Origin of the sequence: Streptomyces sp. NPDC048639 (genome assembly GCF_043199075.1) — a bacterium.
GTDB lineage: Bacteria > Actinomycetota > Actinomycetes > Streptomycetales > Streptomycetaceae > Streptomyces.
This window is the reverse complement of record NZ_JBICVP010000013.1, coordinates 202,793-217,421: the sequence shown is the minus strand read 5'-3', so window position 1 is coordinate 217,421 and position 14,629 is coordinate 202,793. Positions and strand designations below refer to the sequence as shown.

The following is a 14,629-nucleotide window of genomic DNA, read 5'->3' as shown; positions in this document are numbered from 1 at the left end:
TCCCTCGCTTCGCGAACTCCGCCCTGAGCCCTGCCCATCGCCGTCGGTTCCGGATTCATCCGCCCAGACCATTCGGTCCGGCTGAACTCGGTTACGCGGCCTGGTGGTGACGTATGTGGTCACGGAGTTCGCGGCGGTTGGCCAGGCTGAGCTTGGCGTAGATGTGGCCCAGGTGATATTCGACGGTCCTGCTGCTGATGAAGAGTTGACCCGCGATTTCCTTGTTGGTCAGGCCCTGGCCGACAAGGTGGGCGATGTCGCGTTCCCGGCCGGTCAGAACGGTCGGGCTCTGCGTGCCGCGCGCGCCGGAAGTGGCTCCTCCGGCTGTGGCGAGGTCGGCCTGACAGCGGCCGAGGAAGGGTTGGGCCTGCAACGCCGTGAAACGGTCGCGGGCTCGCTCCAGCCATTTGAGTGCCCGCTCGGGTTGGCTCTGAGCGGCCAGGAGCCGCCCGTAGGCATGCTCGAGGAAGGCATGGTGGAGTGCGTTTTCGTCGGGGCTGGTTGGAAGTGCCAGCCCATCCTCATAGTGGAGTTGGGCGGCGGCAGTATGTCCGTGCGCCTGGGCAAGCTCGCCGGACAGCCATGCCACGGAAAGGTGCAAGGAAGGCAGTGATTCCGCGAACGTTGTGAGTTGCTTGAGGGCGAGAGCGGCTCTGTTGAGGTGTCTGGTGCGGATGAGGGCCTCGACCTGCAGGGGCCTCCACAGCATTTGTTGCCCTACGACCCGCCCCGGGGGCGACTCAAGCATGCGCTCGACAGCCTTGAGCATGGCGTTGTAATCGGAACGGCCCTGGGCCTCGACCGCCCGACTCATGTGCAGGAGACATTCGTTGTACGGCAGTGTGTACTGTTCGGCGACTTGCAGGAGTTCCGCTGCCAGGCGGTATTCGCCCCGACTCGAAGGCACCCAGGACGCATAGCTGTAGATATCCGCGAACGAATAGAGGCGTTGTTCCGTCCTGACAGCGGTGAGAGCAAGGTCGGCGTTGATCGCGGCATCGTTCCATTCCCCGACCCAATAGCACGCGACGGTGAGGTACATGTAAGCCTGCTCCTCCCGCCCCTGACTGACCCCGCCCTCCCCCAGGCGCAACGATTGGTACATGTCTTCCTGTGCCGCCGTGACCATCCCGCAGCAAAGTTGGCTGGTTCCGCGGTGCGCAAGTGGCCATGCGTCAGCAGGGGATACGCGGTGTGCCGGAGGGAGCGGAAAGACTCTGTTGCATTCCTGGAGCGCAGCCTCAGGGCCGTCAACAAACATTCTGCCCAGTATGAGGCTGCTCTTGGGCATGTAAGCGAGCGCGGGATCGAGGCTCTCCAGAGCGAGAACCTGCTGGGAGAGTCGGATCATTTCGTCCCCATCGGTGCCCCGGAAATAGGGCACGAGTGCCGCACCGATCCCTGCCATGGCGGCGACCCAGTCTCCTGCAGAGTCCCCTCGGGCCGTTTCAAGGATCGAGGCGAAGTCCTGTTCGGCCTTTCCCAGATCCCCCGAGAGCAAGGCGTATGCCCCCGTCACCAGCGAGCGCAGAGGGCCGGGCGTGCAGGCCTGGATGGTGGGGAGAAGGGGCTGGACGCGGGCGATTCGAGTGACATAGAGAAGACGGGCCGCTGCGGTGAGGAGAAGGCGTTCACGCTCGGCGCCAGTGGTGGCGAGGTCGGATGCCCACAGCAGAAAGGTGGCGGCGCGTTCAGTGGCCCAGTCGGCCAGGTAACCTTCGGCGGCCTGTTCCAGTTGGGCGGCGAGGTGATCATCGGGACCGTCGGCGGCAGCGACCAGATGCCGCCACGTCGCAGCGGCGTCGACCAGGCCGGCGGCACGGCGGTGCAGATCCCGCCGCCGGGTGGGGGCCAAGGCTTCGATGACCGCATGACGTTGCAGGGCGTGGGTGATCATGACGGGCGTGGTGGGCTCGTTCGGCCACCAGCGCAGCAGATTCGCCGCGAGGGCCGGCTGCAGAGCGCCGGCCGCATCCTGGACCCCGGCCAGTCGGCCAACAGTGGACAGTGGAGCGCGTACGGCCAGGACGGCGGCGGCCTCGACCAGAGCTCGAGAGGCGGGAGGCAAGGTACAGAGCTGACGGCTGACGGCATCCGCGAGCGTGGCGGGGACGGGCCAGGACTCCCCCGGCTCCGGCGACTGTCCCCCGCTCAGCAACTCGACCGGCAGTTCAGCCAGCAGAGTGCGCAGGTAGAGGGGGTTGCCGTCGGTGTGTTCCCGCAACCGGGCCGCCGTCTGTGCGTCGGCGGGTTTTCCAGTGGCGTGGTGCACCAGCTGGGCGATCGGATCCTCCTGCAGCCCCGTGAGCGTGAGGTGAAGCCCCCCTTCCCGGTCCACGGCAAGCTTGCGGATCTCCTCGGGGACAGGACCACGAGCGGTGAGCACGGCCAGGACGCGGTCCGCCTCCAAGCGGCGCAGCACGAACGCCAGGGCCTGCAGAGACGCCTGGTCCGCCCAGTGCACATCCTCCACGACCACCCCGATCGGCCCACGGGCCTCGAGGTCGTCCAGCAGACCCAGCAAATGCCCGCCCACCTGCAACGAGGACGCTCCGGCCGCCGGAACGCCGTCGCGCAGCGATGGAAAACGCTCCTCTCGCTCCCGAGGCACGCCGGCGATCAATTGCGCGACAATCCCGAAATCCAGGTCCGACTCCGAGGAGTCACCGTACGCGCGCAGCAGCGTAATCGCCCCGCGGTCCTCGTCGTCCAACCACTGACGCACCAGAGCGGTCTTGCCCATCCCCGGGCCGCCCTCCAGCAGCACCACCCGAGGTCGGCCCCCTTGTGCCTCCCTCGCACACTCTTGGAGCCTCAACAACTCACTGTGGCGGCCCACGAACAATTGGTTATGACTCATGTCCGTCATGCGCGCACGCCCAGATATCGGCGGAAATTCATACCAGCTTACGGCCTGGAAGTCCGCCCGCGACCCCGACTGCGCGGCCAAACGGCCCGCGACGAGCGCCCGTACGCGGTCGCGCGGACGGCAAGGCCATACCCGAGGACGGAGAGCCGGATGTGGTGTTCTGTCTCGACGAATTCCGCCCCCTGGAGTCTCCGGCCCACCCTGGCGGCAGTGGGCCGAGCGCGGCGGGAAGCACAGGGCTCAGTGCGGGAGCCCAGGCCTCGGCCTGCGGGCGACCTGCACTCGCCCGCACGGGGTCCGCGTCATCTGTTCGCCTCCTACGACCTGGGTAGGGACAGGCCCTCCGGCCACATCAAGCCGAAGAAGAACCGGACGAGGTTTCCAGAGTTCCGCCGCTACCTGCGCAGGTTCTCCCCCGCGAGGATCCAGTTCGCGATCGCTCTCAACACCTTCTCTCCGTACCTGCCCACGAATAGGGCACCCAGGTCGGCAACTGAGCCGCGGCCAACAACGTCGAGCTCGACTGCACGCCGACGGCATCGACCGCGCCGGCCACGAGAAGGAGGGCAACATGATCCGCCGCTGCATCATCTGACGGAACAGGCACTCTGCCGATATTCGCTTGCGCACCCTCGTCACTCGGGCCAACGTCGCCTGACACCGTCGAAAGCAGAGAGAATGGCCAGGCAGACCAGCCACGTTGACCACGAACTCATCCATGCCGCGGCCAATGTTGCGCGCACTCGCTGCCGGGGCGACAACCACACCATGGCGGCCGCAGCCCGTGCCCCGGACGGCCGGATCGTCACCGCGGTGAATGCCTACCACTTCACCGGAGGTCCCTGCGCAGAGCTGGTCCTCATCGGCACGGCGGCAGCCCAGGGCGTCTACGTCCTGGACACGATTGTCGCCGTGGGCGACCGCGACCGGGGGGTTGTTCCCCCGTGCGGCCGGTGCCGTCAGGTCCTTCTCGACTACTTCCCCGTCCTGAAGGTCATTGTCGGCGCAGGCGACCGCCTCCGAACTGTCTCCGTCACCGACCTGCTCCCCGAAAGCTACGTCTGGGCCGATCACCAACTCGACGCTGAGTAGAGCGCGCCACTCCGCACGAACCGATGCCACAGGGCGGCATGTGGGCGAACGCTGCCTGATGCGGCACTAGTTGATCTGTGGCTTGTCGGTGGGGTTCGTGCGGCACTTGTTTGGCCGGTAGCTGGAGCCGTGCTTGATGACCTGGTGGCTGGTGTTGATCAGCCGGTCCAGGAGCGACTCGGCGACGATGGAGAGGAAGCAGGCACCTGCAACGACCGCGCCCGCGTGGAACGTTCCGCGACAAGGAGAACAGATGACAGTGGCACGAGTACTGGTGGTCGGTCTCGATCCCGCCAAGCTCCAGGGCTGGGACCCGGAGCCGGTCCAGGCTGCGATGGCACGCGGTCAGGCCCGTTTCGACGATCACGGTATCGAGGCCGACTGGTGCCTGTTGTCGCTCGACGAGAACCCCGAAGGGGCGATCGTGGCGGCGCTGACGCGCACAGGCTACGAGTGCGTAGTGATCGGAGGCGGCATCCGCAAGCACGAGCCGCTGCTCGAACTCTTCGAGAAGATCGTCAACCTGGTCCGGCAGCACGCACCCGATGCGGCCATCGCCTTCAACAGCAGCCCCGAGGATTGCGCCGACGCAGCTCTGCGGTGGTTGCGCTGAGGGTTGCGCAAAGGAATCCCGCCGGATGCGGCGTAGCGGCGGGTGCGGGTGTACACCCCTTCCAGGGGGCCCTGGGCCGGCGGGTCCCGCCAGGAGATTCCGGACCATGCCGTTGATGATCTTCCGGTCCTCGACGGAGATCCTGCTCGTCACGGTCCGTATCAAAGAAGCAGGCAACTGCCGCTTGATCAAGGGCCACTGCTACACGCTGTAGCTGCCACGCGCTGTAATGGGGCGGACGTCGTAAGCTGAATGCATCTGTTGATCGCCTGCCGGGAGGCGAGATGGGTTCGACGCCGGGGCTCGGGGGGGAGCGGCTGCTTGTGGGCCGCGAGGCGGAGATGGAGCGCCTGGGAGAGTGTGCTCGGCTGGTGCGGTCGGGGCAGCCGTGGGTGGTGCTCATTCAGGGCGTCGCGGGGGTGGGTAAGACCGCCTTGGTGCGGCAGTGGCTGGCTGGTCGGAGGGCCATCGCCGGGTCGTTGTTGCGTAGCTTTGCTGATGCATCGGATTCAGATCTGGCGTTCGGCTCGGTGAGCCAGTTGCTTGCGGGGGTGCCGCAACGGCGGCGGGAGCCGTATCCCCTGTTGCGGGATGGGGGTCCGCCGGCGGCGGCATCGCCGATTCAGGTGGGTGGGCAGCTGTTGGGGCTGTTGGATGATCTGCAGCTCAGCGGCGGGTCGGTCGCGGTGATCGTGGAGGATGTCCAGTGGGTGGATCAGGCCTCGCTCCAAGTGTTGAGGTTTGTCCTGCGCCGGCTGGAAGCCGATCACGTTCTCACTGTGCTGACCGCCCGCAGCCCCGTGCCGGAGGAGCTTCGTAAACTCGCCGAGGATCAGCGGTGGGGGCTGAACATGCGGCTGTCCGGGCTCAAGGACGAACCCATAGCCGAGCTGGTCCGGCGCATGACCGGAACAGAGGCGGACGCCAGTGTGGTGGCCCGGCTTCGAGAACACACGGACGGCAACCCGCTCTACCTCCAGAGCCTGCTGGCCGAGATCCCGCCCGACCTGCTGCGCAGCGATCAGCCCGACAAGGCGGCCTGGCCGGTACCCACCTCCCTGGCAGCCAGTATCCACGATCAGCTTCGTGCACTTCCCGCCCAGTCCCGGGCACTGGTGGAGGCCGCGGCCGTGCTCGACACCCGGGTCCCTTTGAGTACGGTCGGCCGGCTCGCGGGTGTGGATGGGCCTGCCACCGTCCTTCAGGCGGCTTTGGCAGCGAACCTCATGCGCTGGTGGCCGAACGAACCAACCACTCCGGTGATGATCACCCATGCCCTGCAGCGGGATGCGGTCATCGAAGCGCTTGCTCCCCAACGCCGACGGGAACTGCATCACCACGCCGCTGGTCTGGTGGGTGAGGCCGCGGCTTGGCGGCACAAGGTGGCCGCGGCCGATGGCCCTGACGACGACCTCGCCCGTCAGCTGGCGGACGCAGCGCAGGGGTACCTTGTCACGGGTGCCACTGAACGTGCCGCCACCCTCTTGCTGTGGGCCTCGGACCTGGCCGGCACACGCGCGGAGCACGAACGCCTGCTCCTGACCGCAGCGGTAAGACTTCTCTTCGCCGAGCAAGTCGTGCCGGTGCAGAGCTTGCTCCCGCGCATCAAAGCGTGCTCACCAAGCCCTTTGCGTTCCGTAGCCATGGGTACCTACTCCCTGCTGTCCGGGGCCTTGGACCACGCCGAGGCAGAGCTCACCTCGGCGTTCGAGGCCACCGTGAACGATCCGGCCGAGCGAAAGACAGCCGCCTTCGCCGGGGCATACCTGTTGATGACCCACCTCTTCAGCGGCAACCACCAAGAACATCTGAGGATCGCTCGGCAGGTCCTCGCTCTCGACGAGCCGGACCCGATCGTGGACTACATCGTCAAGAGCAACATTGCCGCGGGGCGTGCCCGCCTCGACGGAGCGTGGGCCGGGCTGCAGGAACTGGAGCGCATCGCTCCGCTACCTCCCGCAGCCCAGGTGACCGCAGCGAACGCCTGGCTGCTGATCATCAGGGGCCTCACGCGGGTGCTGTGCGGAATGCCCACCGCCGGCAGGGACGACTTGACGCATGTCCTCCGCCTGAGCCAAGGCGGGGTCAGTCAGGGACTGGAGGGACTCGCCCTCAGCTACCTGGCCATGGCCTACTACTGGAGCGGCGCATGGGACGAGGCCGCCGTCCAAGCCGACTTCGCCATTACCACCGCCATCACAAGTCGGCGCACTTACGCCCTTGGACCCATCTCCGCCTACGCCGCCTGGGTACCGGCCGGCCGAGGAGACGCCGCGCGTGCCCAGGAGCTACTGAGAACCGCCGGAAAACACGCACTGCCCTACTCCAAAGACGAGGTATTCCTCGGCTGGGCGGTAGAGGCCCAGGCCCGCGCCGACTGGCCGGCCATGCTCAAGGCCGTCGACGAGGGGATGGAGCTGTCAGGACTCTTCCGCGAGGTGCTGTGGAAGCCTCTGCAGGTGGAAGCTCTCCTCCGCACCGGTCGCCTCGATCAGGCAGCCATCGCCCTGACCGAGCTGTCCGCCATGGCGGACACCTATCCTTCTCTGCGGTTGTGCCTGGCCTGGCTGTCGGCCGAACACGCCCACGCCCGTGGCGACCTGCCTGCCGCACACCGTCACTACAAGGCAGGTCTCACTCTGTCGGCCACACCGGACGACCACGCTGTGCACCGAGCGTTCTTGGAGCAGGCCTACGGCCGGTTCCTGGCGGCCACCGACCAGACCGCGCAGGCCCGCACCTGGCTCGAGCATGCCCGCGAGCGCTACGCGGCCCTGGAGGCCCTTCCCTTCATGGAGCGCTGCCAGAGTGACCTGGACGCCATGGGGGCTCAGACCACCACCACGCGTCCGGCCACGGTCCTCAGCCAAGTCGAGCTCACCGGCCGCGAACACGACATCGCACACCTGGTCGGCGAGGGCCTGACCAACAAAGAAATCGCCGCACGCCTCTACATCAGCAGCAGAACCGTCGAGTACCACCTCGGCCACATCTACGCCAAGTTCCAGTTCACCAACCGCCGCCAACTCCGCGACCACATCCGCCAACAAACCCCCCGAGTCTCTTAGGACTCCGGTCGCTGAGATTTCCATCGTCGCTGGCCAAGAGCGCGATTTCTCTGAACGGCCGCTGCCACCGAACCGCGAGGAACCATGCCGACTCATTCCAGCCTGGACGTGCTTCCCCTGTCATCCGGGGACCGGGACGCCTGGGACCCGCTGTGGCAGGGCTACCTGGACTTCTACGACCATGCTCTGCCTACCCGCATCATCGACCTGACGTGGAATCGCCTTTGCGACCCGGCGGAGCCCATGGGCGGGCTGGGGGCCTGGGCCGACGGCAAGCTGGTCGGGATGTGCCACTACGTCCTGCACCGGTCGACCTGGGCCGAAGGGACCTACTGCTACCTCGAGGACCTCTTCACCTCGCCCCCCGCCAGAGGGCGTGGCGTGGGCAGGGCGCTGATCGAAGCGACGGCGGAGGCGGGCAGGAAAGCCGGGGCGGAGAAGCTGTACTGGCAGACGCACGCGGGCAATGCCACAGCGCGTTCTCTCTACGACCGACTGGCCCGCCACGAAGGCTTCCTCGTTTACGAGCGCCCGCTCGTCTGACCGTGCGGGGCCGCCGTATTCACCATGATTCTCCGCGGTCGCACCTGCGGAGCCGCGGACCGGACGTCGACCCGGACGTCGGGGCGAGACCTCATGCATCGACTCGGCACGAAGCAGAACGACACGATCTCTCGACCGCACGCGCCGACGACACCGGCGCCCTGCTTCGAGCTGCGGATGGGCTCCCCCCACGTCACCGCACAGCGTCGGTGCGCACGGTCCCGAGCGGGGCGAGCAGGACGACGATTCCGGCGTCGATGCCGATGGGGAAGATGGCGAAGGCGTCGAAGCCTTCTCCTCGGCGAGCTCTCGCACCGCGGCGTACGAACGGGCGAAGTGGATCGCCGCGATGACGAGTGCGCCGAGGGCCACGACGGATGTCAGGACTCGATGTGTGCCGTCAAGCTGCTGCTGTGACTGCTGATCACCACGACACCAACCCGTGAAGTCCCCATGTCCGGGTAGCAGATGGGTACCTCGAAGCCTTTCGGGGACTGGCTTGTTCTCATACGGTACGTATGCGTCATCCGGCGCCCATCACGCGTTCTGGGGTAGGCATGACTAGCCCTCAAACCTTCACACGCACACCGCTCGCCGGGCGGTACCAGCTGCTCAAACCGGTGGACCAGGACGGGGCGCGAAGGCTCTGGCTCGCCCAGGACATCCATCTCCGGCGGTGGGTGACCGCGCGGAGAATTCCCCTTCCGCCCGGCCTGGCCGAGGAGGACCAGCGCCACTTCGCCGTGGAGGTTCTGAGCACTTCCCTCGCGGTCAACCGGCTGGGCCACGACGGCATCCCGGAGGTCTACGAAACGGCCTGTCAGGACGGCTGCCTCTGGATCGTCACCGAGAGGTACCGGGCGCGATCGATCGAGGAGTTGCTGCAGGAGCAAGTCCCCCTGGACACCGTCCGCGTGGCCCGGACAGCGCTCGCAGTGATGGACATGCTCGGGGCCGCTCACCGACAAGGCGTTGTCCACGGCGGGGTGGACGCGTCGTGTGTCCTCGTCCGGCCGGACGGGCGTGCAGTGCTCACCGAGTTCGGCGTTGCGGCGGCAGCCGCCGAATGGTCGCCCGACTCCGCACGGGGCGACTTCGGAACGACCTTTCCCCGGGCGCCGGAGCAGGCCCGCGGGCAGTCGCCCTGTGCCTCCTCCGATCTGTGGGCCGTGGGTGCGCTCCTCGCGACCATGATCAAGGGACGTGAGGTCCAGGACGGCGGGCCCAGCGTCGGAGCGGTGCCCTCGCCTCGGCGAGAGGGCTCGTTGGCGCTGGCGATCGAGGGGCTGCTGCGGGACGATCCGGCCGAACGCCTGACACAGGACGTGGTCTGCAAAGTCCTGCGCCGACTTGTCGATGAAGCCGAACGGCAGCAGCAGAGCAGCTCGGAAGCCGGGGCGGGGGTGTCGAGTTGGCCAACCGCCGGAGAGAAGGGTTCACCGGCTGCACCCCCGGGTACCGATCCGGCCGCGCCACCCGGTACTGCTGTGGCCGCGCCTCCGGGTACCGCTGCGCCTGTGTCTCGTCTTCACGCGCTGAAGTCCGCGATGACCGGACGCTCCCGGCACAGAAACCGTGTCCTCGGGGCTCTTGCGGCGGGCGTCGTCCTCATCACGGTGGCCTCGATCCCCTTCCTGCTCAGGAACGACGGATCCGACGACGGCCGCCGCGGTGGCGCAGCACAGCGGCCCCCGGTCGGCACTCCGTCCCCCGGGCCGAGCGCCTCGTCGCCGCCGGCTGGTGAATCACCGGGGCTTCCCGAGGGATTCTCGCGCCGTACCGATCCGGAGGGCTTCTCCATCGCCTTGCCGGAAGGCTGGCAGCGGATCGGCAACAACGGGCAGTCCTCGGGCTCCAGGTTCGGCGCCCCCGGCGATCCCCGCAGGCTCCTCGTGGACTGGACCCACACCCCCGGCGCCGATCCGCAGGCGGCATGGGTCAAGCAGGAGGCGCGCGTTCGTGCGGGCATCCCGGGATACCGCAGGATCGGCGGCATCAGAGCCGTGGACTACCGGGGCTGGAAAGCCGCCGACTGGGAGTGGACCTTCGTCTACGACCACATCCGCTACCGCACCCTGAATCGGGGCTTCGTGGTGGATGCCGGACACGGGTACGCGATCAAGTGGAGCGTTCCGGAGGCCGATTGGGACTCTCGCGCCAATCAGCGCGCGCTGGCAGCCTTTCTCAGCTCCTTCCAACCGGCCGACTGACACGCCCCTTCGGGAGAGCTGGCGCAATTCCTTGGCGCTGTCGTGGGCGACCCACCCCGGGCACCGCTCGGCCGGGACGGCCCGGTCGAGACATCTGGTCCGGGACTCGGCGGGTCGTATGTGCGGCGCTCGACGCTGACGCGGTTCTTCGACCCCAGCCCGGTCGCTGTCGATGGCCTCCTCACAGAGCCTCCCGGAGTCAGGGCCGTCAGGCCCGCCTGGCAGATGCCCCACCCCTGTCAACCGAGGTTGACGCTCGCAGCATGTCAATGTAGGTTGACAGGCATGACCAAGGCAACCGATCTCGCCGAGCGGGCGGGCGACCGTGACCCGCGGGTCGGGCTGCGGGCTGTCGCCGCGCTGCGGCGGCTGCTGGAACAGCTTGAGGCCGTGCAAGTGAGAAGCGCCCGCGTCCAGGGCTGGTCGTGGCAGGAGATCGCCGGCGAGCTCGGCGTCAGCAGGCAAGCCGTGCACAAGAAGTACGGGAGGCATTGACGATGTTCGAGAGGTTCACCAGAAGCGCACGCGACGTGGTGGAAGGCGCGGTCGGGTACTCCGAGCGGGCCGGGGCCGAGACGGTGACCGATGAACATCTGCTGCTGTCGCTGCTCGACCTGGAAGGGACCAAGGCAACCTTCGCCCTGGCCGCGCTCGGCGTGGACCGGCGCCGCGAGGCGCTGGAGGAGGCGCTCGGGGAGGCCCGTCGACGCGGCGGGATCTCGCGGGCGGACGCCGAGGCGCTGGCCGGTCTCGGCATCGACGTCGCGGAGATCGTCGCCCGCGCCGAGTACGCCCATGGGCCCGGCGCACTGGCCACCGGCCTGAGGCCCAGGCGCTGGCGGCCCGCCGGACACCGCCCTTTCACCCGCGAGGCGAAAGCCGTGCTGGAGCGCTCCTTGCGGGCCGCGCTCGCCCGAGGCGACCGCCACATCGGCGACGAGCACATCCTGTTGGCGCTCGCCACCGGCCCAGGCGTGGTGGCGGACGTGCTCATCGAGTACGGAGCCTCGCAGGCCGCGGTCGAGCGCGTACTCGGGGGTGGCGGCGAGCGGAGGGCCGAGGCGGGATGAGCTTGTTCTTCGACCTCCGGTGCCGGCATGAGCCTCGAACCAGCCCGCTCACCTGGGCATTCACCTGACATTGAGGCGACCTTCGCCTGATCATGCACGCCGACCGAGGCGCACCGATCAAGACGAAGACGGTGAGGGTGCATGCGCTGCCTGATGTTGTTCCGGGGGGAGCGTTCGCCGAAGCATCACGCTTTCGGGTCGGCGGCAGCCCGGGAACCGGGGCATCATCATCGTGACCAAGGCCGGCTGTGACATCACCCGCCTGGCCTGGGCCCTGCAAGACCTGCCGGTCGAGCTGGTCGGACGGATCCGCGGCGAACGCGTGACGCGGTTGCCGAAGCCCTGGCGGGTCTACGCCCCGAGGGCGGCCCACCGCCCACGCACGGCCCGGAGTTCCGCTTCGCCAAGCCGGACCTAGGGCCCGAACCGACCGCCCCGAAAGGCGTGTAACCGGGTCGAACCCGACTGACCCGGCTGATCCAGGGCCCGCCTGGTTCGACCATGGAGGCGAACTTCCGCTGGCTCATGGCACGTTGATCCGGCGACAGGTCGAGCACCTGTCGAAGGACCGGGAGGCGCCGGCGGTGTGGTTCGTGGCCATCGAAGACCGGCGCAACCAACGCGGACGTCCACCAGACCTGGCAGGCCGTACCGCAGGTTCGACCTGGAGCACACACTCCGACTGTTCAAGCGGACGCTGGGCTGGACCCCCGCCCCCGGCTGCGGGAGCCGGAAGCGGGCGACCGGAAGACCTGGCTGATGATCGCGAACCACACCCGGCTCCGGCTCGTCCGTCCGTCCGTCTGATGGCCGACATCGGCCGCCTCACCTACCGAGAGAGCACGGCGCGCAAGGGACTTCTGGACGGCCAGAAGGAACTGCTGCGCCCCCGGGACGAGTTGATCGACAACAACGCGCCACCCGTGTCCGTGTGAACCACACGGAATCGTCGAGCCGGGGACCGGCGGGGACAGCACCCGCTTCCAGGATCATTCCGTCAGGCGTTCTCACAGGCCTACGTCGGCCAGCCACTGGCTCGTGGTCCGGGGAGTCACACCGAGCAACTTCTGGGCGGAGCCTTCGGGGGCGATCGCGTTGTCCTGAAGCGCGCCGAGGGCCTGGTAGAGACCCGCGACGCCGGCTGCGGCACCTTCACCGATCAGGGGTGCGATGGACTCACCGAAGGCTGCGGGGGTGATCGCCTCGTAGGCCACGTCTCGTCCGAGCCGGGCGCTGAACGCCTCGGCCAGGTCCGGTCCTGTGATGGCCGGGTACTGCCCGACGGCGACCACTCCGGTGACATCCGGGCGGTCGAACAGGGCAGCCGCGACGTCGGCGATGTCCAGGTGTGAGGCCCACGAGACCGGGAAATCGGCCCGCAGCGGGTAGCGCAGCGCGCCCTGCTCGCGGGCCGCCTCGATGACGGGCGGAAGGAGCAGGTTCTCCAGAAACAGCCGGGGTGCGATGACCGCGTAGGACACCCCGCTGTCGTCCAGCCCGCTGATCAGCGTCGAGACCGCACTGCCGGTCGGATCCTGACGTGAGCTGCCGTCAGCACCGCTGGTGGAGATCACCACGCGCGAGGGCCGGGCCTCGCGGACCGCGGCGGCGACATTGCGGGCGTAGCGCCGACGGTCCTCTTCCGCGCCCAACGGCAGATGTACGAACACGCCCTCGGCGCCGCGATAGGCCTCGGCCAGCTCCGCGGTGGAGGAGTAGTCGGCGGCCACGACGTGTGCGCGGTCCACGACGGCGTCCGCGTTGCGGGTGAGGGCAACCGTGGGCTTGCCCGCGGCGGCGAGGGCGGAAACAACAGGGGCACCTTGGGCGCCGGTGGCGCCATGGATCACGTAGCTCATGAGCCCAATTAGTGCACGAGGTGCACCAGTTACTTCAACTGCACTAATAGGATAGGTTCACACCGTGACCACTCCACTCCCCGAATGCGGCGTCGCCAGGTTCCTCACGCTGCTCGGCGGCCCGTGGGCCACCCTGATCGTGCGCGAACTCCTGCCCGGCCCCCGCCGCTTCACCGAACTCCGCGACGCCCTGCCAGGCATCAGCCCGCATACCCTGACCAGTCGGCTGCGCCAGTTCGAGGCCAACGGCATCGTCACCCGTACCGCCTTCCCGGAGATCCCCCCACGCGTCGAGTACCGGCTCACCCCGCTCGGCGAGGGCCTGCGAGACGTGCTCGAATCCATGGCCACCTGGGCGCTGTCGATCCCGGAGCCTGAACCCACCGCTCCATGATGTTGCGGAATCACGGCCGCACGACTCCGGCTGGATTCCGACAACTTGGGTGGAGGGTTCGCCGAACCGGTTGACGAGTTCAGGCGCTCGCCGCGCACCGGGCCACCCGGGGATCCGGGCAATCGGCAGAGCCGTGGGCATGCCCCGCGCAGCCGACCGCCCGTTTCGAGACGCAGAGGTCGCCCTCGGCGAGGAGTCGCTCTGTCTACCCGGACGGCAGGGCGCGGCTGTCCCATTCCTATCGCGGAGGGGATATGTCCCGTTTGGGCCGGTCATCCCCCGGCACCCAACGCGCCGTCCACCCGCCGTCCAATGAGCCGAGCCCCCTGGGGGCGGTGCACTGGACGTGCCGGGCCGGAACGCAGGCGGTCACGGATGACGGCATCGCGCCGCAGGGGCGGTTGCGTGATCCGCCGGTGGCACCCGCCCTCACCCCGCCGCGGTGTGTCACACCGGCTTCACGCTGCCTGTCACGTCGGCGGGTCGCGCCCCGGGCGTGAGACCCCTCTCGGTCCGGGAAAGCACGCCACGGGAGAGGGGGAAGAGGGCTCGCCCGTCAGATGTGGGAGGCGACCCGTACACTCACCCCATGGGCTGCACAGGTGCGATCAGGGAGTATGTGCGGCAGACCTCCTGCGTACGGTGCCCCGCTGCCGCCGGTGCCGTAGCCGTCGCTCCGTCGAGTGCAGTCGAGGTCGAGGCGCCTGAGACCGGCCGCACGGCGTTGCACGGCCACGGCTAGCGACCCTCAACCGCCTCCCCGGGCCCTGTTCCGGTCACCGTCCAGGCCTCTGCCCCTGACCTCTCCCCCAGGCCCCTGCTCCTGCCCCGGCCCGGGGTCGGCCCGGCTCCCGACCCTGCCGCGCTCCTGTCCGGGGCACCCCCGCCCGTGCCCTCGTTCCTGGTGGCCG

11 protein-coding genes and 1 pseudogene are annotated in these 14,629 nt (G+C 68.3%); 9 read left to right on the top strand and 3 right to left on the bottom strand.

The window, feature by feature from the left end; genetic code table 11:
- Positions 1-91: 91 nt before the first annotated feature.
- Positions 92-2,860 carry an ATP-binding protein gene (locus ACGFNH_RS30245; RefSeq protein WP_393659219.1) on the bottom strand — a complete coding sequence of 923 codons (2,769 nt, stop codon included), beginning with the start codon at positions 2,858-2,860 and terminating at the stop codon, positions 92-94.
- A gap of 687 nt (positions 2,861-3,547) precedes the next feature.
- Here ACGFNH_RS30245 and ACGFNH_RS30240 point away from each other — a divergent pair.
- The 4 genes from ACGFNH_RS30240 (at position 3,548) to ACGFNH_RS30225 (ending at position 8,185) form a co-directional block, all read left to right on the top strand.
- Positions 3,548-3,961 carry a cytidine deaminase family protein gene (locus tag ACGFNH_RS30240; RefSeq protein WP_393659161.1) on the top strand — a complete coding sequence of 138 codons (414 nt, stop codon included), beginning with the start codon at positions 3,548-3,550 and terminating at the stop codon, positions 3,959-3,961.
- Between the two features lie 253 nt (positions 3,962-4,214).
- Positions 4,215-4,574, top strand: coding sequence for a hypothetical protein (locus tag ACGFNH_RS30235; protein WP_393659159.1), 360 nt, complete (start codon positions 4,215-4,217; stop codon positions 4,572-4,574).
- A 284-nt stretch (positions 4,575-4,858) separates the two neighbouring features.
- Positions 4,859-7,642, top strand: a complete 2,784-nt coding sequence (locus ACGFNH_RS30230; protein WP_393659157.1) for an AAA family ATPase — start codon at positions 4,859-4,861, stop codon at positions 7,640-7,642.
- Between the two features lie 84 nt (positions 7,643-7,726).
- Positions 7,727-8,185, top strand: coding sequence for a GNAT family N-acetyltransferase (locus ACGFNH_RS30225; RefSeq protein WP_393659155.1), 459 nt, complete (start codon positions 7,727-7,729; stop codon positions 8,183-8,185).
- A 229-nt stretch (positions 8,186-8,414) separates the two neighbouring features.
- Here the strand turns inward: ACGFNH_RS30225 and ACGFNH_RS30220 are convergent.
- Positions 8,415-8,569: pseudogene (locus ACGFNH_RS30220) on the bottom strand (DUF2637 domain-containing protein); the annotation flags it as partial.
- A gap of 173 nt (positions 8,570-8,742) precedes the next feature.
- Between ACGFNH_RS30220 and ACGFNH_RS30215 the strand changes: the two are divergent.
- From ACGFNH_RS30215 to ACGFNH_RS30200, 4 genes are all read left to right on the top strand, one after another.
- The gene (locus ACGFNH_RS30215; RefSeq protein WP_393659153.1) at positions 8,743-10,395 is read left to right on the top strand and encodes a serine/threonine protein kinase; all 1,653 of its coding nucleotides are present in this window, start codon (positions 8,743-8,745) and stop codon (positions 10,393-10,395) included.
- A 285-nt stretch (positions 10,396-10,680) separates the two neighbouring features.
- Positions 10,681-10,890 (top strand): helix-turn-helix domain-containing protein, encoded by a 210-nt coding sequence (locus ACGFNH_RS30210; protein ID WP_393659152.1) that lies wholly within the window; start codon positions 10,681-10,683, stop codon positions 10,888-10,890.
- 2 nt (positions 10,891-10,892) lie between these two features.
- Positions 10,893-11,465, top strand: coding sequence for a Clp protease N-terminal domain-containing protein (locus tag ACGFNH_RS30205; RefSeq protein ID WP_393659150.1), 573 nt, complete (start codon positions 10,893-10,895; stop codon positions 11,463-11,465).
- Between the two features lie 806 nt (positions 11,466-12,271).
- A complete protein-coding gene (locus ACGFNH_RS30200) occupies positions 12,272-12,400 on the top strand; it encodes a hypothetical protein (protein WP_393659148.1) in 129 nt (42 codons plus the stop codon).
- Between the two features lie 72 nt (positions 12,401-12,472).
- On the opposite strand, the gene ACGFNH_RS30195 is transcribed toward ACGFNH_RS30200, so the two are convergent.
- Positions 12,473-13,324: an NmrA family NAD(P)-binding protein gene (locus ACGFNH_RS30195; protein WP_393659146.1), complete on the bottom strand. Its 852-nt coding sequence runs from the start codon at positions 13,322-13,324 to the stop codon at positions 12,473-12,475.
- Positions 13,325-13,388: 64 nt separating this feature from the next.
- Here ACGFNH_RS30195 and ACGFNH_RS30190 point away from each other — a divergent pair, with 64 nt between their 5' ends.
- Positions 13,389-13,718 carry a winged helix-turn-helix transcriptional regulator gene (locus ACGFNH_RS30190; protein ID WP_393659144.1) on the top strand — a complete coding sequence of 110 codons (330 nt, stop codon included), beginning with the start codon at positions 13,389-13,391 and terminating at the stop codon, positions 13,716-13,718.
- Positions 13,719-14,629: the final 911 nt, after the last annotated feature.

What these genes read in the sequence shown, in the direction of transcription:
- ACGFNH_RS30235 (WP_393659159.1), top strand. Translation starts at nt 4,215, where the DNA reads ATGACAGTGGCACGAGTACTGGTGGTCGGTCTCGATCCCGCCAAGCTC.
- ACGFNH_RS30200 (WP_393659148.1), top strand. Translation starts at nt 12,272, where the DNA reads ATGGCCGACATCGGCCGCCTCACCTACCGAGAGAGCACGGCGCGCAAG.
- ACGFNH_RS30210 (WP_393659152.1), top strand. Translation starts at nt 10,681, where the DNA reads ATGACCAAGGCAACCGATCTCGCCGAGCGGGCGGGCGACCGTGACCCG.
- ACGFNH_RS30215 (WP_393659153.1), top strand. Translation starts at nt 8,743, where the DNA reads ATGACTAGCCCTCAAACCTTCACACGCACACCGCTCGCCGGGCGGTAC.
- ACGFNH_RS30205 (WP_393659150.1), top strand. Translation starts at nt 10,893, where the DNA reads ATGTTCGAGAGGTTCACCAGAAGCGCACGCGACGTGGTGGAAGGCGCG.
- ACGFNH_RS30240 (WP_393659161.1), top strand. Translation starts at nt 3,548, where the DNA reads ATGGCCAGGCAGACCAGCCACGTTGACCACGAACTCATCCATGCCGCG.
- ACGFNH_RS30195 (WP_393659146.1), bottom strand. Translation starts at nt 13,324, where the DNA reads ATGAGCTACGTGATCCATGGCGCCACCGGCGCCCAAGGTGCCCCTGTT.
- ACGFNH_RS30230 (WP_393659157.1), top strand. Translation starts at nt 4,859, where the DNA reads ATGGGTTCGACGCCGGGGCTCGGGGGGGAGCGGCTGCTTGTGGGCCGC.
- ACGFNH_RS30225 (WP_393659155.1), top strand. Translation starts at nt 7,727, where the DNA reads ATGCCGACTCATTCCAGCCTGGACGTGCTTCCCCTGTCATCCGGGGAC.
- ACGFNH_RS30245 (WP_393659219.1), bottom strand. Translation starts at nt 2,860, where the DNA reads ATGAGTCATAACCAATTGTTCGTGGGCCGCCACAGTGAGTTGTTGAGG.